19 protein-coding genes and 1 pseudogene are annotated in these 19,779 nt (G+C 60.9%); 17 read left to right on the forward strand and 3 right to left on the reverse strand.

Features of this window, described 5'->3' with window-relative positions; genetic code table 11:
• Window positions 1–3 precede the first annotated feature (3 nt).
• Window positions 4–1,164: an iron-containing alcohol dehydrogenase gene (locus tag CKW16_RS28495; protein ID WP_046046824.1), complete on the forward strand. Its 1,161-nt coding sequence runs from the start codon at window positions 4–6 to the stop codon at window positions 1,162–1,164.
• Window positions 1,165–1,330: 166 nt separating this feature from the next.
• Window positions 1,331–2,896 carry an amino acid permease gene (locus tag CKW16_RS28500; RefSeq protein WP_095132612.1) on the forward strand — a complete coding sequence of 522 codons (1,566 nt, stop codon included), beginning with the start codon at window positions 1,331–1,333 and terminating at the stop codon, window positions 2,894–2,896.
• 54 nt (window positions 2,897–2,950) lie between these two features.
• Here the strand turns inward: CKW16_RS28500 and CKW16_RS32990 are convergent.
• Window positions 2,951–3,065: pseudogene (locus CKW16_RS32990) on the reverse strand (DUF6124 family protein); the annotation flags it as partial.
• Between the two features lie 10 nt (window positions 3,066–3,075).
• On the opposite strand from CKW16_RS32990, the gene CKW16_RS28505 reads away from it, so the two are divergent.
• Together CKW16_RS28505 and CKW16_RS28510 are read left to right on the forward strand one after the other, a co-directional pair.
• Window positions 3,076–3,531 (forward strand): VOC family protein, encoded by a 456-nt coding sequence (locus CKW16_RS28505; RefSeq protein WP_095132614.1) that lies wholly within the window; start codon window positions 3,076–3,078, stop codon window positions 3,529–3,531.
• A gap of 232 nt (window positions 3,532–3,763) precedes the next feature.
• Entirely contained in the window at window positions 3,764–3,925 is a 162-nt protein-coding gene (locus CKW16_RS28510; RefSeq protein WP_095132615.1) for a DUF2986 domain-containing protein, read from the forward strand.
• A gap of 130 nt (window positions 3,926–4,055) precedes the next feature.
• Here CKW16_RS28510 and CKW16_RS28515 read toward each other — a convergent pair whose 3' ends face one another.
• Window positions 4,056–5,957, reverse strand: a complete 1,902-nt coding sequence (locus CKW16_RS28515; protein WP_095132617.1) for a potassium transporter Kup — start codon at window positions 5,955–5,957, stop codon at window positions 4,056–4,058.
• A gap of 305 nt (window positions 5,958–6,262) precedes the next feature.
• On the opposite strand from CKW16_RS28515, the gene CKW16_RS28520 reads away from it, so the two are divergent.
• Together CKW16_RS28520 and CKW16_RS28525 are read left to right on the forward strand one after the other, a co-directional pair.
• The gene (locus CKW16_RS28520; RefSeq protein ID WP_095132619.1) at window positions 6,263–7,702 is read left to right on the forward strand and encodes a M15 family metallopeptidase; all 1,440 of its coding nucleotides are present in this window, start codon (window positions 6,263–6,265) and stop codon (window positions 7,700–7,702) included.
• Window positions 7,703–7,919: 217 nt separating this feature from the next.
• Window positions 7,920–8,663, forward strand: coding sequence for a hypothetical protein (locus tag CKW16_RS28525; RefSeq protein ID WP_095132621.1), 744 nt, complete (start codon window positions 7,920–7,922; stop codon window positions 8,661–8,663).
• A 42-nt stretch (window positions 8,664–8,705) separates the two neighbouring features.
• Here CKW16_RS28525 and CKW16_RS28530 read toward each other — a convergent pair whose 3' ends face one another.
• Window positions 8,706–9,506, reverse strand: a complete 801-nt coding sequence (locus CKW16_RS28530; protein WP_095132623.1) for a hypothetical protein — start codon at window positions 9,504–9,506, stop codon at window positions 8,706–8,708.
• 203 nt (window positions 9,507–9,709) lie between these two features.
• On the opposite strand from CKW16_RS28530, the gene CKW16_RS28535 reads away from it, so the two are divergent.
• From CKW16_RS28535 to CKW16_RS28585, 11 genes are all read left to right on the forward strand, one after another.
• Window positions 9,710–10,381, forward strand: coding sequence for a GntR family transcriptional regulator (locus CKW16_RS28535; RefSeq protein ID WP_176471612.1), 672 nt, complete (start codon window positions 9,710–9,712; stop codon window positions 10,379–10,381).
• 114 nt (window positions 10,382–10,495) lie between these two features.
• Window positions 10,496–11,428, forward strand: a complete 933-nt coding sequence (locus CKW16_RS28540; RefSeq protein WP_095132625.1) for a 4-hydroxyproline epimerase — start codon at window positions 10,496–10,498, stop codon at window positions 11,426–11,428.
• A complete protein-coding gene (locus tag CKW16_RS28545) occupies window positions 11,425–12,540 on the forward strand; it encodes an FAD-binding oxidoreductase (RefSeq protein ID WP_095132627.1) in 1,116 nt (371 codons plus the stop codon). Before CKW16_RS28540 ends, CKW16_RS28545 begins: the two co-directional genes overlap by 4 nt.
• On the forward strand, window positions 12,533–12,769 hold the full coding sequence (locus CKW16_RS28550) for a (2Fe-2S)-binding protein (protein WP_095132629.1): 237 nt from the start codon (window positions 12,533–12,535) through the stop codon (window positions 12,767–12,769). Before CKW16_RS28545 ends, CKW16_RS28550 begins: the two co-directional genes overlap by 8 nt.
• A complete protein-coding gene (locus CKW16_RS28555) occupies window positions 12,766–14,022 on the forward strand; it encodes an FAD/NAD(P)-binding oxidoreductase (RefSeq protein WP_095132631.1) in 1,257 nt (418 codons plus the stop codon). The genes CKW16_RS28550 and CKW16_RS28555 overlap by 4 nt, the downstream gene beginning before the upstream one ends.
• Window positions 14,023–14,096: 74 nt before the next feature.
• The gene (locus tag CKW16_RS28560) at window positions 14,097–14,846 is read left to right on the forward strand and encodes an AraC family transcriptional regulator (RefSeq protein WP_008157205.1); all 750 of its coding nucleotides are present in this window, start codon (window positions 14,097–14,099) and stop codon (window positions 14,844–14,846) included.
• A gap of 250 nt (window positions 14,847–15,096) precedes the next feature.
• Window positions 15,097–15,915, forward strand: coding sequence for a transporter substrate-binding domain-containing protein (locus CKW16_RS28565; protein WP_095132633.1), 819 nt, complete (start codon window positions 15,097–15,099; stop codon window positions 15,913–15,915).
• 10 nt (window positions 15,916–15,925) lie between these two features.
• Window positions 15,926–17,704, forward strand: a complete 1,779-nt coding sequence (locus CKW16_RS28570; protein WP_095132635.1) for an aconitase X — start codon at window positions 15,926–15,928, stop codon at window positions 17,702–17,704.
• Window positions 17,697–18,362 (forward strand): amino acid ABC transporter permease, encoded by a 666-nt coding sequence (locus tag CKW16_RS28575; RefSeq protein ID WP_095132637.1) that lies wholly within the window; start codon window positions 17,697–17,699, stop codon window positions 18,360–18,362. Before CKW16_RS28570 ends, CKW16_RS28575 begins: the two co-directional genes overlap by 8 nt.
• A gap of 10 nt (window positions 18,363–18,372) precedes the next feature.
• On the forward strand, window positions 18,373–19,023 hold the full coding sequence (locus CKW16_RS28580) for an amino acid ABC transporter permease (RefSeq protein ID WP_056745275.1): 651 nt from the start codon (window positions 18,373–18,375) through the stop codon (window positions 19,021–19,023).
• Window positions 19,016–19,738, forward strand: coding sequence for an amino acid ABC transporter ATP-binding protein (locus CKW16_RS28585; RefSeq protein WP_008157200.1), 723 nt, complete (start codon window positions 19,016–19,018; stop codon window positions 19,736–19,738). Before CKW16_RS28580 ends, CKW16_RS28585 begins: the two co-directional genes overlap by 8 nt.
• The last annotated feature ends 41 nt before the right edge of the window (window positions 19,739–19,779 follow it).

The following is a 19,779-nucleotide window of genomic DNA, read 5'->3' on the forward strand; positions in this document are numbered from 1 at the left end:
GCCATGAGCCTGACCGCGAACTGGAACTACCCCACAAGCATCCGCTTCGGTGTCGGCCGCATCGCCGAGCTCGCCGAGATCTGCCGCAGCCAAGGGATCCAGCGACCGTTGCTGGTCACCGACAGTGGCCTGGCGCGCGCCCCGATCACCGCCGCAGCGCTGGACGCCTTGCGCGCCGCCGGCCTTGGCGTCGCGCTGTTTTGCGACCTTAAACCCAATCCGGTCGAAGCCAATCTGGCGGGCGGGCTCGACGCCTGGCGCGCCGGCAAACACGATGGCGTGGTCGCCTTCGGCGGCGGCAGTGGCCTGGACATGGGCAAGCTCATCGCCTTCATGAGCGGCCAGACCCGACCGGTGTGGGATTTCGAAGACATCGGCGACTACTGGACCCGCGCCGACGAAGGCAGCATCGCCCCGATCATTGCGGTGCCGACCACGGCGGGTACCGGCTCCGAGGTGGGCCGTGCGGCGGTGATCATCGATGAGCGTACGCACACCAAACGCATCATCTTCCACCCGAAGATGATGCCGCGCGTGGTCATCAGCGACCCGGCCCTCACCGTCGGCATGCCGGCCAAAGTCACGGCTGGCACCGGCATGGATGCGTTTGCGCATTGTCTGGAATCGTATTGCGCCCCCGGTTTTCACCCCATGGCCGAAGGCATTGCGGTGGAAGGTATGCGCCTGGTCGCCAATGCCTTGGTGCGAGCCGTGCACACACCTTCGGACCTGGAGGCGCGCGCGGAAATGCTCGCGGCTGCCGCGATGGGCGCTACCGCTTTCCAGAAAGGTCTGGGCGGGATGCACGCCCTCTCACATCCGGTGGGCGCCCTGTACGACACCCATCACGGCATGACCAACGCCACGTTCATGCCCTATGTCCTGAAGTTCAATCGCCCGGCCATCGAGGAACGCATCACCCGCCTCGCCGCTTATTTGCGCCTGCCCTCGCCCGGCTTCGACAGTTTTTTGGCCTTCGTCCTCAAGTTGCGCAAGGACATCGGCGTGCCCCATACGCTGGTTGAGCTGGGGGTGGATGACCGGCAGGCCGACCTGATCGCGGACATGGCGATTGTCGACCCCTGCGCCGGCGGCAACCCGCTGCCATTGACCCGAAATGGCGCGGCAGAAATTTTCGAAGCGGCGTACCACGGCCGTTTGTAGGAGCCGAGCTTGCTCGCGATGGACGTTAACGATAACGCGTGCTTTCTGAATAAACGCGTCGCCCTTTAGTCCATCGCGAGCAAGCTCGGCTCCCACAAAAAACCAAGGTCGCAGCCTACGGCGGCTCAGTTCGGCCTGTACCAAAACCTGACAAGGGGCACACAACATGAATCCAGCAAGCCAGCCCGGCACGAGCACGCCGCAAGACGATGACGTCAAGGTGCTGCACAACATGGGCTATGCCCAGCAGCTCTCGCGACGCATGGGCGTTTTCTCCAACTTTGCCATTTCCTTTTCGATCATCTGCATCCTCTCGGGTGGTATCAATTCACTCGCCCAGGGCACCTCGGGTGCAGGCGGTGCGTCAATCGGCATCGGCTGGCCGATCGGTTGCCTGATCTCCGGGGTTTTCGCCATGGCCATGGCGCAGATTTCCTCGGCCTACCCTACCGCTGGCGGCCTCTATCACTGGGGCTCGATTCTCGGTAACCGCTTCACCGGCTGGCTGACCGCGTGGTTCAACTTGCTCGGACTGGTCACCGTGCTCGGTGCGATCAACGTCGGCACCTATTACTTCTTTTTCGGCGCCTTCGGGCCGGCCCTGGGGATGGAAGACACCACCACGACCCGGGTGATTTTCCTGGCGATCCTGACGGGCATCCAGGCCATGTGTAACCACCTGGGTATCGGTCTGACCGCGAAGCTCACCGACTTCTCGGGCTATCTGATTTTCGCCACGGCGCTCGCGCTGACCATCGTCTGCCTGATCTCTGCACCCAGCTATGAGTTCGCCCGGTTATGGACCTTCAGCAACTACTCCGGCGAGGCTGGCGGCAGCGTCTGGCCACAGGTGTCGAACGGCTGGATATTCATGCTCGGCCTGCTGTTGCCGATCTACACCATCACGGGCTATGACGCCTCCGCGCATACCTCGGAAGAGACCCGAAATGCCGCCATGTCGGTGCCACGCGGCATGGTCATGTCGGTGGTCTGGTCGCTGCTGTTCGGCTGGGTCATGCTCAGTTCGTTTGTGCTGATGCTGCCAAACATGGACGAGGCGGCGAAGCATGGCTGGAGCGTGTTTTTCTGGGCCATGGACACCCAGGTCAATCCGACTGTGAAGCTGGCGCTTTATGTGGCGATTTTCATCTCGCAGTTTCTCTGCGGGTTGGCGACCGTGACCTCGGTCTCACGCATGATCTTCGCGTTCTCCCGGGACGGCGGCCTGCCCTTCTCCAAAGCGCTGTCCTCGGTCTCGCCGACCCTCCGCAGCCCGGTGGCGGCGATCTGGACCGGTGCCACGCTCGCGGTATTGTTCGTCTGGGGATCATCGGTAATCTCGATTGGTGAAACGCCGGTCTATACCATCGTGGTGTCCTGCACGGTGATCTTCCTGTTCTTCTCCTTCGTCATTCCCATCATCCTGGGCCTGTTCACATTTGGGACTTCGAAGTGGCCAACCATGGGGCCGTGGAACATGGGACGTTTCTGGTACTCGGTGTTCGCCATCCTCTCGATCCTCTCGATGGTGATCATTTTCGTCATCGGCATCCAGCCACCGAACGATTGGGCGCTGTACATCACCATCGGTTTTCTGGTGCTGACGGCTATCGTCTGGTTCGGTTTTGAAGCCCGACGCTTCCAGGGTCCACCGATTGGCGACATGATCGTCAAGCGTCAGGCTGAAATTGCCGCGGCGGAAGAGGCATTGAATAAGCGGGCTGGAAGCTGATCGCTACAGCCATAAAAATACGGACCTGTGGGAGCGAGATTGCTCCCACAGCGATTATTCAGGTGGATCAATTTCATCCAGCACCCGGTTCGCCGTGATCTCCGCCAGCATGATACTGTTTGAAATGCCCAGCAGGGCGTAGCGACCCACCGTCTAGATGATCCACCAACAGGCATGCAATGGAACTGAAGTTCAGTCACGTCGATGTACTGGTCAAGAACCTCGAAGAAGCCTGTGCGTACTACGCGCAGATACTGAAAGCCAGGATCTCCAAAACGCTCGTCTGGGAACGAGGTGGTCTGCACGTGCGCTACGCGATTGCGCTGATCGGCCAAGAGCGTTTCATGTTGGTGCAGCCGTTGGCGGGGAACCTGAAGGAGCTATTGGACTCCTCGGGCGAGGGGATGATTTATCGCCACTGCTACTCGACACCGGACATCGAGAAGGCCTATGACGAACTGATGGTCGCCGGTGTTCAGCCAGAAGACGAAAACGGAAAGCCATTGGCCCGCGCAAACCTGCAATCCCCGTCCGGGGCACGCATCATCTGGTTGCCCAAGCGCTTCGGGCACTTCTCTATCGAGATCCTGGAAGACAAGGCGCTGGAGGCATTTATCGAGGCTGCATTTGCCTGAGAGATGCGGCGGTGAATGTCTGCTTTGGGCTGTAGCGGGTGCTGCGGGTATCGGGAACTCAACAACCTGGCCACTGCCCCCGATTCACGCTTACCATACCTCCTGATCGTCTGCAGTCGTAACCATCCTGAGCTGGTTGATATGCTCCAAGACGCAGTGAAGCCCTATCTCACTCCTTGGGCTTCGTGCGCAAACCTCTGTCATCATTCAAGACTTACAAGCCGAGTAGAAAATGAATCGTCGTAAAAAAATACAGCAGCTATTAAAGGCTCACGCAAAAAAGGCCAGTGCCAAATTGGCACCGCCAAGCAAGTCTAAATACATTAGTAAAGCTGACCGATTGAAACTAGCTGCTGAACCCAGTCCAGACTCGATCATTTCCCCTGAGAGCTGATCTACGTATCTTGAACACCACTGAAATTTAGATCTTTATGCGCTTGCCCCCAATCCTTTTACCAACTTACCAGGCATCCATTTAGGCTTTCTTGAGCCTATGGTGCTGGAGTCAGCAGCTTTGTTTATCGCTACATCTCGACCTGTGTGCCCAGCTCTATCACCCTGTTCAGTGGCAATTTGAAGTACTTCAGATTGCTGTTGGCGTTCTTGAGTAAAAAGGCAAACAGACTCTCTCGCCAACGAGCCATACCCATGCGTTTGGTCGCAATGACCGTTTCTCGGCTGAGGAAATAGGTGGTGCGCATCGGACTGAAATCCAGCTCAGCCAAGTGACAGAGACTCAAGGCCAGGGGGACATCGGGCTCCTCGATAAAACCAAAGTGCAGACTGACCCGGAAGAAGCCTTCACCATAGGCTTCGACCTCAAATCGTCTGTCAGCACTTACGCGAGGGCTGTCTTCAGACACTACCGTGAGCAACACGACTTGTTCATGCAAAACCTGGTTATGCAACAGGTTGTGCAGCAACGCATGAGGAACGGCATCGGCCCTGGCCGTCAGAAACACCGCCGTGCCTTGTACGCGATGGGGAGGCTGCGTACGGATGCTGCCGATGAAGAGCGGTAGAGGAAGCGCCGTTTCATCCAGCCGCTCAACAACAATCTTCCTGCCCCGCTTCCAGGTCGTCATCAAAATGAACAGGCCAATGCCGGCAATCACCGGGAACGCACCGCCCTGAAAAATCTTCGGCGCGTTGGCCGCGAAATACAGACCGTCTACCAGCAAAAATCCGAGCAGCATCGGGATGGCCAACCAGCGCGGCGTTTTCCATAAGAGCAGGACGACAGCCGAAGACAAGATTGTTGTGATCAGCATGGTCCCCGTCACAGCGACGCCATAAGCTGCGGCCAAAGCACTGGACGACTCAAAACCAATCACCAACAACACAACACCGACCATCAACGCCCAGTTAACCGTGCCGATGTAGATCTGTCCCTGCTCCTGGCTGGAGGTGTGCTGGATAAACATGCGAGGGACGTAACCCAGCTGGATGGCCTGGCGAGTCAGGGAGAAAGCACCGGAGATCACGGCTTGAGAAGCGATGATGGTAGCCAGCGTGGACAGCGCGACCATCGGCAGCAGTGCCCATTCAGGCGCGAGCAAATAGAACGGGTTGCGCACAGTCTCCGGGTTTCCTAGGATCAAGGCGCCTTGGCCAAAGTAGTTGAGCACCAAACCGGGCAACACGAGAATGAACCAGGCACGAGAAATCGGTTTGCGACCAAAGTGGCCCATGTCGGCATACAACGCTTCAGCACCGGTCAATGCCAACACGACGGCGCCCAAAATCGCCACCCCCATTCCCGGATGAACCACGAAGAACTGCACCGCCCAAGCAGGGTTAAGCGCTTGCAACACTTCGGGCCGCTGTAAAATGCCGTAGATCCCGAGCGCGCCCAACACCAAAAACCACAGCACCATGACCGGGCCGAACAGGATACCGATGCGAGCCGTGCCGTGTTTCTGTATCAAGAACAGCGCCACCAGCACGATCACCGACAAGGGCACAACCCAGTGCTCTATTCCGTCAAACGCCAGCTGAAGTCCCTCAACCGCAGAAAGCACCGAAATAGCCGGGGTGATCATGCTGTCCCCGTAAAAAAGTGCCGCACCGAACAGGCCGAGCAGAACCAGTACCTTGCTCATGTGCGGATAAGGTGCTGCCGCGCGGCGGGCTAAAGCCGTCAACGCCATAATGCCGCCTTCGCCCTGGTTGTTGGCGCGAAGGATGAACAGCACGTACTTGATCGAGACCACCCAGATCAGTGACCAGAAGATCAACGACAGAATGCCTAGCACTCCGTCGTGATTTACCTGAACTCCGTAGTGACCGGAAAATACTTCTTTCAACGTGTAGAGGGGGCTGGTGCCAATGTCCCCGTAAACCACTCCGACAGCGGCAACGAGCAAGCCTGCACCTGACGTTTTGGCGTGAGAATTTTCATGTGCAACGGTCGTTGTTTCGCTCACGGTAGACTCTCTGAATGGGGGGGAGAAAGTGCATGCCATCCTTGAGCGAGACGGCTCCCCGAGGCCGTTTGAGATAGGCGGCCGTAAAAAGGCATTGATTCAAACGGTTATTAATGACATTGGTCCACACGTCGCTAAGCCAAGAGGTGAAGTGCTATACGTATCGACGTTAAAAACGCGGTCAGTATCGTGTCGGACGAAAATGACCACTGTAAAGAAAGCGTAAAAAATCATACGAGAGGCGAGCCTTGGACATTCGATCGTCCAAAACCCTGACGGGCAGATCAAACCACCATCGTTGCACAATGGATCAGCAAAACAGGCTCGCGCGGACCTGTCTGCGATGGGCCCTGTGCCTGAGCATTGTCGTGCCCGGCATGGCCGGTGCAGAGACACGCCCCGAGAACATGGTGTATCTGCGTACGATTGATCCGGGCATCGAGCAAGACATTCGCTATGCCAGCGCTCACAACTTCACCGGGCACCCACTCGACGGTTACGCCGCGGCACAGTGCCTGTTATCGCTGGACGCCGCCAAGGCCCTCGCCCGGGTACAAACGGCATTGCGTGCGCAAGGCTACGGTTTGAAGGTGTTTGACTGTTATCGGCCCAGCCGTGCCGTTGCCGATATGGGGCGTTTCGCGACGGAACCAGGCGACCCACGCAAGGCCGAGTTCTATCCGCGCGTGGACAAGCAGGACTTCTGGCGCCTGGGTTACGTGGCCCGGGTGTCGAACCACTCCAAAGGCTCAACCGTGGACCTGACACTGACCGGCCCGGATGCCCTGCCCGCCGATACCTGGACACCTTCAGCCGGGCAAGTCGATTGCACGGCGCCCTATGGCCAGCGTTGGCGCGACGGCGCACTCGATATGGGCACCGGTTTCGATTGCTTCGATGAGCGAGCGCATACCGCCAACCCGACGATCAGCGCTGCCGCCAGGGACAATCGCCAGAAGCTCAGCAGGGCCATGGAGAAAGAAGGGTTTACCGGGTACTCGAAGGAATGGTGGCACTTCACTTACAGTGGGGAAGGTTCGCCGAAGAACGTGATGGACTTCCCCATCACGCCGCTGGGTGCACGCGATGTTCTCGACACCGCCAATCAGCTGATTGTGGTCACCACAAAAAACTGGACTGACATCCAGGGCACAGCCCAGCGCTATGAACGGCAGGGAAACACCTTTCGAAAATACGAAGTGTCGTTTCCGGTGGTGGTCGGCAAGAGCGGGCTGGCGTGGGGCAAGGGCCAGAGCAGCGTTGAGCAACGCGAAGGCCCGGTCAAACATGAAGGTGATGGCAAAGCACCTGCCGGGGTATTCAAACTGGGGACGGCGTTTGGCTACGACAGCACGGCCGACACCAAACTGCCTTACCTGGCGCTGACCTCGACCATCGAATGCGTGGATGACAGCCACTCCGCACGCTATAACGAGCTTGTCGATGGAGCGGCTATTTCGAAAGACTGGAACAGCTCCGAACGTATGCGCCGCGATGACGACACGTATCGAAAAGGCATATTCATCGAGCACAATACGCCGGCGTCCCCCGCCTCGGGCTCGTGCATTTTCTTCCACATCTGGCGCGGTCCCACCTCTCCGACGCTGGGCTGCACCGCGATGGATTCAGCGGATATTTCTCGTTTGTTCCATTGGCTTGATCCTCACCAGTCCCCTCTGCTGGTTCAAATGCCCGAGGCGGAATATGAGCAAATACGCGAAAGCTGGAACCTTCCCGAACGTTGATACAACACCGTTACGCCGGCTGTTACTTCCTCCTCCGCACCGGCACCAATGCCCCTTCAGACTGTAACGCCAAGACACTTCGCCGCACTGCACGACCCGTCTACTGTGAAGCCGTCAATGTGCTTACAGGGTCGTGACACATCATCGGCACCGTCCGCCGGATTCGAAGCCCGCTGCCCATTGATTGCCCAACACTCAACCAAGGAAGAGGGAAACCATGAGTCAGTCAAGCGCAGTCAGTAAACAAAGCCAGCAACTGCACAAAGACGTGCAAGAGGCTTTCAAGTCGTTCCAGAGCGTCGCCCCAACAGCCCTGAAAACCACCGACTACAGCAAGGTGCTGACGTCGACCCTGGCGGCCACCCTAAAGTCGGTCAAGATCCAGATCGCCGCCGCTGATCTGACCCTGCTCAAACAATCAGGCTACAAGCTGTGCTTTGCCAAGAAGGTCGGCAATGAAGCCTACAACGTGGTCTGGCAGTCCTACGTCCAGTACCTGAGCAACAGCACTTTCAGCTGGACGCCCCAGTATCAGTTGTTCGGCGCCAACTCTTTCCAGGCCAACGTGCAGGTTGATGTATCGACCAACCTCGTCAATATCGGGCTGGGCCAACAGTCGATACTCGACAATGCCGGCCTGTTGGGTTCGGCGACGAGCGGTGGCCCCGACACCTCCATCACCCTGGTGAACAACTACGGTGCGATCCACCCCGGCATCAGCCAATTGTCCACGGGCATCGATGGCAAACAGATCAGCACGCCCATCTACGTGGCCTCGGCACAAGTAGTCACCGGCCAGACCGTGCTAACCCCCGTCGAGACCATTCTGGTGTGGTTCGAACAGAACGTGCAGACCAGCACCATGTTCAGCACCTCGCGCTCGCAATCCGTCGAAATCGACCTGACCTTCGATAACAATGCGACCCGCCTCTACTCTGGCGGTATCTGGACTACCGTGTAACACCAACATCCGGGGGCAATCTTGCGGTTGCCCCTCGGCTCATCAATCGTCATTGCCACCCCGGGCGAAATAGCCCGTCAACGACCGGCAAATGGACTCGGCCAAATCTTCCTGAGTGGCAATGCCATAGGGCTGATTGCGATCGAACTGCTCTGACCAGCGAATGCGGCCCTGAGCGACATCAATCAGGCGTACCGAGGCCCGGACACGAGCCGGCTCCACCCGCACGCTGCCTTCCAGCGAATAGCTGCCCCGCCCCGTCCGCCCTTGGGCCAGTGTTTTCACGCTGCTTCGCGGCACCTTCATCAGCACATGACTGGCGCGGGTTTGCGTCTGTTCAAACGACTCGAACAGCCTGCAACTCAACTCTTCGCACAAGCCCTGGGTAAAGTCGTCGCCGTCGCGGGTGATGCAGGTAAACGGCTGGAGTTGCAGGACAGGATGGCGAATAGCGAGGCCTTTGAGTCTGAGTCGCTGGTACGCCAGCCGATAACAACCGGCCGGAATGCTCAGGCGCACCGGATCCTGTTGGCCAAACGTGGCGTAATGACTGGCGAGCTTGCGCCGCAACCGGCCTACCTGAACCCGCACCACCGGATCATCGCCGGTGCAGTAGACCGCCGGATCACGGCGAAACACCGAGATGCCGATGGCGTGCTCGGTAAGGGGGATATCCGGGAACTGAAGATCGTGCTCGACCAGAAAGCGCAGCAGGCTGCCCATCCGCCTGGACTTGGCGAACAACGGGCTGGCCAATATCAACGCGAGCACCCGCTCCACCTCTTCCCGAGCGAGAGGCTCGGGAACGATGTCTGCACTTGCATTGCCAATGTGCTTGATCACCTCAGCCTGCCTCCTTGCAGGTAACCGCTTGTCGCCCGCCACCTTGATGGCATGAACGACTCGAGCGCTGCCAGAACGTAGCGTAGCAGTTGCAATCGGATCGGGAAGATATTGCAGTGGCTGGAGGTCCTGGACATCGACGAAGGAACACCCAGGGAAAATTCGTATACCATATCTGCAATTCAATCCTAACGATCACGACCGTGGCCCTGACAAAACTCAACGCGCCCGACCTTGGCAATTCGCCTTCGACGTCGGAAATCATCACCCGTCATCTACGTGACGCCATCGTCGCCGGGCATTTCGCCGAGGACGAGCCGATTCGCCAGGACGACATCGCCCGCCAGTTCAACGTCAGCAAGATTCCGGTGCGCGAAGCCCTCAAGCGCCTGGAGGCCGAGGGCCTGGTGATGTTCCAGCGTAATCGCGGGGCGATGGTCACGCGGGTTTCCGATGCAGAACTGGCGCAGATGTTCGAAGTGCGCATGCTGCTCGAAGACAAGGTGCTGCGCCTGGCCATTCCCAACATGACCGAAGACACCTTCGCTCGTGCCGAACGCATCTGCCAGGAGTTCATCGGCGAAGATGACGTGGGACGCTGGGCCGAGCTCAACTGGGAACTGCACGCTTGTCTCTACGAACCGGCGCAACGACCGTTTCTGGTCGGCCTGATCCGCTCGGTCAACGACAAACTGGAGCGCTACCTGCGCATGCAGATGAGCCTGTCGGCCGGCAAGGAGCGCGCCGATCACGAACACCGTGAAATCCTCGCGGCCTGTCGCGCCGGTGACGTGGACCTGGCAGTGAAGTTGCTCGACGAGCACATTGCCGGGGTCTGCAAGACCCTGTTCGAACACCTGCCTCACCACCACTGACGGCTCGCCGCACTGTGCCGATTTCGTCATCGGCACTGGATAAAACCATCAAGCCGACAAGCCCCCGCACAGGCCACTCTTTCGTTCACTCATCTGAACGGACGTGGCCATCCCATGAAACGCATCACCGTGATCGACTCCCACACCGGCGGCGAACCGACCCGCCTGGTGACCGCCGGCTTTCCTGATCTGGGCAACGGCAGCATGGCCGAACGTCGACAGCGGCTGGCCGAACAGCATGATCATTGGCGCGCTGCCTCCGTGCTCGAACCCCGAGGCAGCGATGTGCTGGTCGGCGCCCTGCTCTGTGAGCCGGTGGACCCGAGCGCCTGTGCCGGCGTGATTTTCTTCAACAACAGCGGTTACCTCGGCATGTGCGGCCACGGCACCATCGGTCTGGTGGCCTCGCTGGCGCATCTGGGCAAGATCGGCCCAGGCGTGCACAGCATCGAAACCCCGGTGGGCACGGTGCAGGCGACGCTGCACGAAGACCATTCGGTCAGCGTGCGCAACGTGCCGGCCTACCGTTACCGCAAAGCGCTGTCGCTACAGGTGCCGGGGATCGGCCAAGTAACCGGCGATGTTGCCTGGGGTGGGAACTGGTTTTTCCTGATTGCCGAGCATGGCCTGCGCATTGCCGGCGATAACCTCGATACGCTGACCGCCTACACCTACGCCGTGCAGCAAGCACTGGAGGCTCAGGGAATCCGCGGCGAAGACGGCGGCTTGATCGACCATGTCGAGCTGTTCGCCGATGACGAGCAGGCCGACAGCCGCAACTTCGTCCTCTGCCCTGGCAAAGCCTACGACCGCTCGCCCTGCGGCACCGGCACCAGCGCCAAACTGGCGTGCCTGGCGGCCGACGACAAATTGCAGCCGGGACAGATCTGGCGTCAGGCCAGCGTCATCGGCAGCGAGTTCGAAGGTTCCTACGAACTTCAGGGCGAGCGCATCGTGCCGACCATTCGCGGCCGCGCCTTTATCAGCGCCGAAGCCAGCCTGATCATCGAACAGGACGACCCGTTCGCCTGGGGCATTCGCCCGTGAACGAGGGCCTGGTGGCCGATGTGATCGTGATCGGCGCCGGCATCATCGGCGCCGCGTGTGCCCAGGCGCTGGCGGGTCGCGGCTTGCGCGTGCTGGTGCTGGACGCCGGCCTGCCCGGCGCCACGGCGGCGGGCATGGGCCACTTGCTGGTCCTCGACGACAACCCGGCCGAACTGGCCCTCAGTCAATATTCCCTGCAACGCTGGCGCGAACTGGCGCCGGCCCTGCCCGACGGCTGCGCCTACCGTTGCAATGGCACCCTCTGGCTCGCGGCCAATGCCGAAGAAATGACCGTCGCCCACAGCAAATACCTGAACTTGCAGGCCCAAGGCGTGGCCTGCGAGTTGATCTCCGGCAGTGCCTTGCACCAGCGCGAGCCGGAACTGCGTGAGGGCCTGGAAGGCGGACTGCTGATCAATGGCGACGGCATTCTTTATGCGCCGGCGACGGCTAATTGGATGCTGGACACACCAAACATCAGCCAACGCCGGGCGCGGGTCAGCGAAGTCGACGGCAACCGCGTGCGACTCGACAACGGCCACTGGCTGAGCGCCGAAGCAGTGATTCTGGCCAACGGCGTCCAGGCCAACGAGCTCTGCCCGGAGTTGCCGATCGAGCCGAAGAAAGGCCACTTGCTGATCACTGACCGCTACCCCGGCAAGGTCACCCATACCCTGGTGGAACTCGGTTACGTCACCAGCGCCCACAACGCCACTGGCCCATCGACGGCGTGCAATATTCAGCCCCGGCCAACCGGGCAATTGTTCATCGGTGCCTCGCGACAATTCGGCACCACCGACCCGCAAGTCGAAGGCTGGATGCTGGCGAAAATGCTCCGGCGTGCCACCGACTACATGCCGGGGCTGGCTCAGCTCAACGGCATCCGCGCCTGGACCGGTTTTCGCGCTGCCAGCCCCGACGGCTTGCCGCTGGTGGGTCAGCACCCGCAACGCAAAGGTTTATGGCTGGCGGTCGGTCACGAGGGCCTCGGCGTGACGACCGCCCCCGGCACCGCCGACCTGCTGGTCGCGCAGCTGTTCGACGAAACGCCGCCACTGGCCGCGCAACCGTATCTGCCGCAACGTTTTCTCGGAGAGCCCGTTTATGCCTGAATTGATGCTGGACGGACGAGCCCTGCGGGTTGCCGAGGGCACCAGCGTCGCCGCGGCACTGGCGCTGAGCGGCGATGGCTGCACGCGCACCTCGGTCTGTGGCCAACGTCGCGCACCGTTGTGCGGCATGGGCATTTGCCAGGAATGCCGAGTAACCATCGATGGGCGACGGCGCCTGGCCTGCCAGACGCTGTGCCGTGAAGGTATGCACGTGGAGACTCAAGCATGAGCGAATACGCCGACCTGCTGATCATCGGTGCCGGTCCCGCCGGCATGGCCGCTGCGCTCGCCGCAGCACCAAGCGGTGCACGCATCGTCCTGCTCGATGACAACCCGCTGCCGGGCGGGCAAATCTGGCGCGACGGGCCTCAAGCCAAGCTGCCGAACCCCGCGCGTCAGATGCGCGAGCGACTGGAGGCGTGCAGCAACATCCGCCGCCACTCCGGCACTCGGGTGATCGCCTGCGCCGGACCGAAACAACTGCTGGTCGAAGACGCCGATAGAGGCTGGTTGATCGGTTACGACAAACTGATTCTGTGTACCGGCGCCCGCGAATTACTGCTGCCCTTCCCCGGCTGGACGCTGCCTGGAGTGACCGGGGTTGGCGGTCTCCAAGCGTTAATCAAGAGCGGCCTGCCGGTGCAGGACGAACGCATTGTGATTGCCGGCAGCGGACCGTTACTGCTCGCCAGCGCCGCCACCGCAAAACACAACGGTGCCCGGGTGCTGCGTATCGCCGAGCAAGCCCGCGCGGCCGCCGTCGCCGGTTTCGCCGCGCAACTGCCACGCTGGCCCAACAAGCTGATGCAGTCGGTCACGTTGTTCGACCGCCATTACCGTACCGGGACCCATGTACTGGCGGCCCTGGGCAATGAGCGGCTGGAAGGTGTGCGTCTGCAACAGCAAGGGAAAGTCGTCGAACTGGAATGTGATCGCCTGGCTTGCGGCTTCGGTCTGATTCCCAATACCCAACTCGGCCAGGCTCTGGGCTGCGAGCTCGATGGCCCGGCGATTGCCGTCGATGCCTGGCAGGCCACTCGCCGCGCCGATCACTACGCGGCGGGTGAATGCACCGGTTTCGGTGGCAGTGAACTGGCGTTGGTCGAAGGCGCAATCGCTGGCCACGCCGCCGTCGGTGACCTTGATTCGGCCTGTGCATTGTGGCCGCGTCGTGCGCGCTGGCAGGGTTTCGCCAACGCCCTCAACAAGGCCTTCACCCTCGATCTGCAACTCAAGTCGCTGGCACAACCCGACACCCTGGTGTGCCGTTGCGAAGACGTGCCTTACGGGCTGCTTGCCGGGCACACTGACTGGCGCGACGCCAAACTGGCCAGCCGCTGCGGCATGGGCGCCTGCCAAGGCCGGGTGTGTGGCAGCGCGTTGCAGCACCTGTTCGGCTGGCAACCTTCGGCGCCACGCCCGCCCTTCAGTCCGGCGCGGATCGAGACCTTGTTGTGCCTGGACGACACCCCGCCGGCCTGAATGCCGGCCCGGGGCTTTCGGGTCCGTCGCCGAGTCTTTATGATCCCGGGCATTGCCTCCAGACGCCCAGCGCCATGTATGCCTCGCTCACTACCTTCAAACCCTGCGACCTGCCCACTCTGCTGAGCAGTCTGCAGCCGATCGCGGCGCTGCTCGACACCCTGTCGGACGTGGTGTTTTTCATCAAGGACAGCGAGGCCCGCTACGCCTTCGTCAACCAGACCCTGGCCCGGCGCTGTGGCTTCAAACACAGTGACGAGCTGCTCGGGCGCACCGCTGACATGGTCTTTCCCGAGCGTTTCGGCCCGCTGTACACCGAGCAGGATCGTCGCGTGCTGTCCACCGGCCGCGAGCTGGCCGACCAACTCGAACTGCACCTGTATTACGGTAACCAGCCGGTCTGGTGCCTGACCCACAAACTCGCGCTGCGCGACCTGCAAGGTCAGATCGTCGGCCTGGCCGGCATCTCCCGCGACCTGCAAACGCCACAGTCCAGCCACCCGGCGTTCCAGAAACTCGCGGCGGTGGACGCGCATATCCGCAGCCATTTCGCCCGCCCTATCAGCCTCGCCGAACTGACCGCGATCGCCGGGTTTTCCGTGGCGCAACTGGAGCGCCATTGCAAACGGGTGTTCCAGCTCACCCCACGGCAGATGATTCACAAGGCGCGCCTGGAAGAAGGCTCGCGACTGTTGCTGCACACCGACCTGCCCATCACCGAGATTGCCCTGCGCTGCGGTTACACCGATCACAGCGCCTTCAGCCGGCAGTTCCGCGCCTTGACCAGTCTGGCGCCGAGTCAGTATCGCGAAAGCCGTCGCTGAACCCGGGCAAGTGTTCCCTTAAGGGGCGCCCGGCGTTCCCACTGCTCCCTTCTGTAACACCACCTGATACGGCCCGTCGAGGCGTTCTTCTCCTACGCCCTGTTCCCACAATCTTGTAAGACGTTTAACTCAAGGCTTGGCGATTAATTCTCGCCTCTGCTCGGAAACAGGCACGCTCATTGCTAATCACATATCGTATACGAAATTCACAATACGATATCCAACAGCACTTTCCGACAACGAGGCCTCTATGAAAAACCCCGCATTTGCCGTAGCCCTCAGCGCTGTTCTCAGTACGTCCTTTATCGCCACCGCCCAGGCCGACAAGCTCGACGACATTATTGGTTCGGGCAAGCTGCGCTGCGCCGTGACCCTGGACTTCCCACCCATGGGTTTCCGCGATGAAGGTAACAACCCGGCCGGTTTCGACGTGGACTACTGCCGCGACCTGGCGAAGATCCTCGGAGTCGACGCCGAAGTGGTTGAAACGCCCTTCCCCGATCGAATTCCGGCTCTGGTCTCCGGGCGCGCAGACGTGATCGTTGCGTCTACTTCCGACACCCTCGAACGGGCCAAGACCGTCGGCCTCACCGTGCCGTACTTCGCCTTCCAGATGGTGGTGCTGACCCGCGACAACACCGGCATCAACAGCTTCGCCGATATCAAAGGCAAAGCTCTGGGCAACACCAGCGGCACCTATGAAGCCATCGCCCTGGAAAAAGACGTGAAGAGCTGGGGCACCGGCACCTTCCGCGCCTATCAGTCGCAGAACGACACGCTGCTGGCGGTCGCCCAAGGCCACATCGACGCCACTGTGGTCACCAACACCGTGGCCGCCGCCACGATCAAGTCGGGCAAATACAAGAACCTGAAAATCGCCGGTAACGCGCCGTACACCATTGACTACGTGTCCCTGGGCGCCAAGCGCAACGAGTATGGCCTGCTCAACTACCTCAACCTGTTCGTCAATCAGCAGGTGCGCAGCGGCCGATACAACGAGCTGTTCACCAAATGGGTCGGCACCGAGATTTCACCCACCGACCTGACCGTGCCCAAGGTCTATTACTGAGGTGTCCGGCATGCCTAGGCCAACCTCTCTGACCGGTCGCAGCCTGGTCGCCGGCGCCGCACAAGGCGCCTTGCTGTTCGCCGATGTCGGGCTGAGTTTCTGGGGCGGGGTCGATCCGTACAGCGGCGAGGTCATCGACCGTCACCACCCGCTCAGCGGCGAACATCTGGCCGGCCGGGTGCTGGCGATTCCCAGCGGCCGCGGTTCGTGCACCGGCAGCAGTGTGCTGATGGAACTGATCAGCAACGGTCATGCGCCGGCCGCACTGGTGCTGGCCGAACCCGATGAGATCCTGACCCTGGGCGTGCTTGTGGCACAGACCATTTTCGAGCGTTCCCTGCCGGTGCTGTGCATCGGCCGGGAGGCCTTCGCCGCCTTGCGCGGCAAGGCCTTTGCTCGGGTCGAAGCATCAACGGTGACCGTGTTCGAACACCTGCCGGGCGATGCCTGGCAGGCACTCGACAGTCCGTTGCAGAAAGCAGAAAAAAGTACCGCTATCGAACTCACCGAACACGATCAGGCGCTGCTCGACGGCGAGCATGGCAAAGCCGCCCAAGTGGCGATGCAGATCGTCCTGCGCATGGCTGAACTGCAAGGTGCGCGACACCTGGTGGATGTCACCCAGGCACACATCGACGGCTGCATTTATACCGGACCTGCGAGCCTGCGCTTTGCTGAACAGTTGGTGCAGTGGGGAGCAAACGTACGGGTGCCGACTACCCTCAATTCGATTTCCGTCGACCAGCGCCGTTGGCGCGAGTTGGGCATTGATCCGGCACTCGGTGTGCCGGCCAGTGCTTTGGGCGATGCGTACATGGCGATGGGCGCACAGCTGAGTTTCACCTGCGCGCCCTACCTGCTCGACAGCGCGCCGAAGGCCGGCGAGCAAATCGTCTGGGCCGAATCCAACGCCGTGGTCTACGCCAACAGCGTGCTCGGCGCACGCACCCTGAAATACCCGGACTACCTGGACATCTGCATCGCCCTGACCGGCCGTGCGCCCCTGATCGGCTGCCATCTGGACGCGCAGCGTAAAGCGAAACTGCAAATCGAATTACCGGTTTTGCGTGAGTTGGACGATGCCTTCTACCCGTTGCTCGGTTACCACATCGGTGCCCTGGCCGGCAGCCGGATTCCGCTGGTGCTGGGGCTGGAATACAGCAAGCCGAGCCTGGATGACCTGAAAGCTTTCGGTGCGGCTTTCGCCACCACCTCCGCCGCGCCGCTGTTCCATATCGCCGGGGTGACCCCGGAAGCACTCGACCCGACGCAGGTGCTGGAGGCGGATGCCGATGTGCCGGTGGAGAAAATCCGCCTGAAAGATTTGCTGCTCAGCTGGCGCGAGCTCAACAGTGCCCGCGACAACCGGGTGGATGTGGTCTCGCTGGGCAATCCGCATTTCTCCCTCAGCGAATTCGCGCATCTGGCGCGACTGTGCCGGGGTCGGCACAAGCACCCCGAGGTCGTGCTCGCCATCACCTGCGGTCGTGCGGTGCTGGAACAGGCCCGCGAGGCTGGACATATCGCGGTGATCGAAGCCTTCGGCGCGACCCTGGTCACCGATACCTGCTGGTGCATGCTCGGCGAGCCGGTGATCCCGTTGGCCGCCAAAACCTTGATGACCAACTCAGGCAAGTACGCCCATTACGCACCCGGCCTGGTGGGCCGCAAGGTGCACTTCGCCAACCTCGCCGAATGTGTCGACGCCGCCTGCAGCGCCACGGCCAGTGGTCGTTTGCCGGCCTGGCTGCAATCGGCCGCCTCTCTGGAGAGCCACGCGCATGTTTGATTACACCTTCCAATGGCGCGCGACCCTGCGCGCCCTGCCGGACATGCTCGCCGGCGCCTGGGTCACCTTCGAGACCGCCGCGCTGTCGATGATCTTCGGCGTGCTGATCGCCCTGGCCCTGACGGTGATGCGTGAAACCAAACAGCCCTTGTTGCGCAGCATCGGCAACGGCTGGGTGTCGATCGCCCGCAACACCCCGTCGCTGTTCCAGATCTACGTCCTGTACTTCGGCCTCGGCTCGCTGGATTTGCATGTCAGCTCATGGTTCGCGCTGCTGGCCGGGATCACCTTCAACAACGCCGGCTACCTGGCGGAAAACTTTCGCGGCGGCCTCAAGGCTGTGCCCGGCACGCAAGTGCGCGCCGCGCGCTCGCTGGGCATGAGTGCCTTTCAGGCTTACCGGATGATCATCGTCCCGCAACTGCTGCGGATCGTCTTCTATCCGTTGAGTAACCAGATGGTTTGGGCGGTGTTGATGACGTCGCTGGGGGTGATCGTCGGGCTGAACAATGACCTCACCGGCGTGACCCAGGACTACAACGTCAAGACGTTCCGCACCTTCGAATACTTCGCCATCGCAGCGGCGTTGTATTACCTGATTGCCAAGGCGATCGTCGCCGTCGCCCGGCTGATGGCCTGGCGGCTGTTCCGCTATTGAGGAGGTGACCATGTTGACTACCAGTTTTTCCTGGAATGACCTGCTGTTCTTGCTTGATGGCGCCTGGGTCACTCTGAAACTCACGTTCTGGTCGATCATCCTCGGCTCCTTCGCCGGGCTGTTGTTCGGCTTGCTGCGGGCGCTGTTTCCGCGCGCCAGCCTGCCGCTGGCCTGGGTGCTGGACGTGTTTCGCAGCGTGCCGTTGCTGATCCAGTTTGTGTTGTTCAACTCGCTGAAAAGCATCGTCGGTTTGAACATCAGCGCCTTCAGCGTTGGTTGCATTGTGCTCGGGGTCTACGCCGCCGCGTACTTCACCGAGATCGTGCGCAGCGGCGTGCTGTCGGTGCCGTTCACCGTGCGCCGGGCCAGTCGCTCGCTGGGGTTGAGTTTCCTGCAGGACCTGCGCTGGATCGTCCTGCCGATGGCCACGCGGGTGGCCTTTCCCGGTTGGCTGAACCTGGTGCTCAGCGTAATGAAAGACACCGCGCTGGTGATGTGGATCGGCATCGTCGAACTGCTGCGCGCCTCGCAAACCATCGTGACCCGCATTCAGGAACCGCTGCTGGTGCTGTGCATCGCGGGCCTCATCTACTACGTCATGAGCCTGGTGGTCGCTCGCCTCGGCGCTCGTCTGGAAAGAAGGTGGCAAGAAAATGATTGAGATCGACAACGTACACAAATCCTTCGGCAACCTCGAAGTGGTCAAGGGCGTCAACCTGACGGTGAACAAGGGCGAGGTGGTGTCGATCATCGGCGGCTCCGGCTCGGGCAAGTCCACCCTATTGATGTGCATCAACGGCCTGGAGCCGATCCAGAAAGGCAACATCCGCGTCGACGGTGTCGAGGTCCATCACAGCGCCACGGACCTCAACCGTCTGCGGCAGAAGATCGGCATCGTCTTCCAGCAATGGAATGCGTTCCCGCACCTGACCGTGCTGGAAAACGTGATGCTGGCGCCGCGCAAAGTGCTGGGCAAGAGCAAGGCCGAAGCCGAGGAACTGGCGGTCAAGCAACTGACTCACGTCGGTCTGGGCGACAAGCTCAAAGCCTTTCCCGGCAAGCTCTCTGGCGGCCAGCAACAGCGCATGGCGATCGCCCGCGCCCTGGCTATGTCGCCGGATTACATGCTGTTCGACGAAGCCACTTCGGCCCTCGATCCGCAGTTGGTGGGCGAGGTGCTGGACACCATGCGCATGCTCGCTGAAGACGGCATGACCATGGTTCTGGTGACTCATGAAATCCGCTTCGCCCGCGATGTGTCCGACCGCGTGGCGTTCTTTCGCAATGGTTTGGTGCATGAGATCGGCTCGCCTGATCAGGTTATTGGTAACCCGGTGCATGCAGAAACTGCGGCCTTTCTGAAATCAGTGAAATAACTAATGGCCCCTTCGCGAGCAAGCCCGCTCCCACATTGGCC

This window comes from Pseudomonas sp. Irchel s3h14 (assembly GCF_900187425.1).
Lineage (GTDB): Bacteria > Pseudomonadota > Gammaproteobacteria > Pseudomonadales > Pseudomonadaceae > Aquipseudomonas.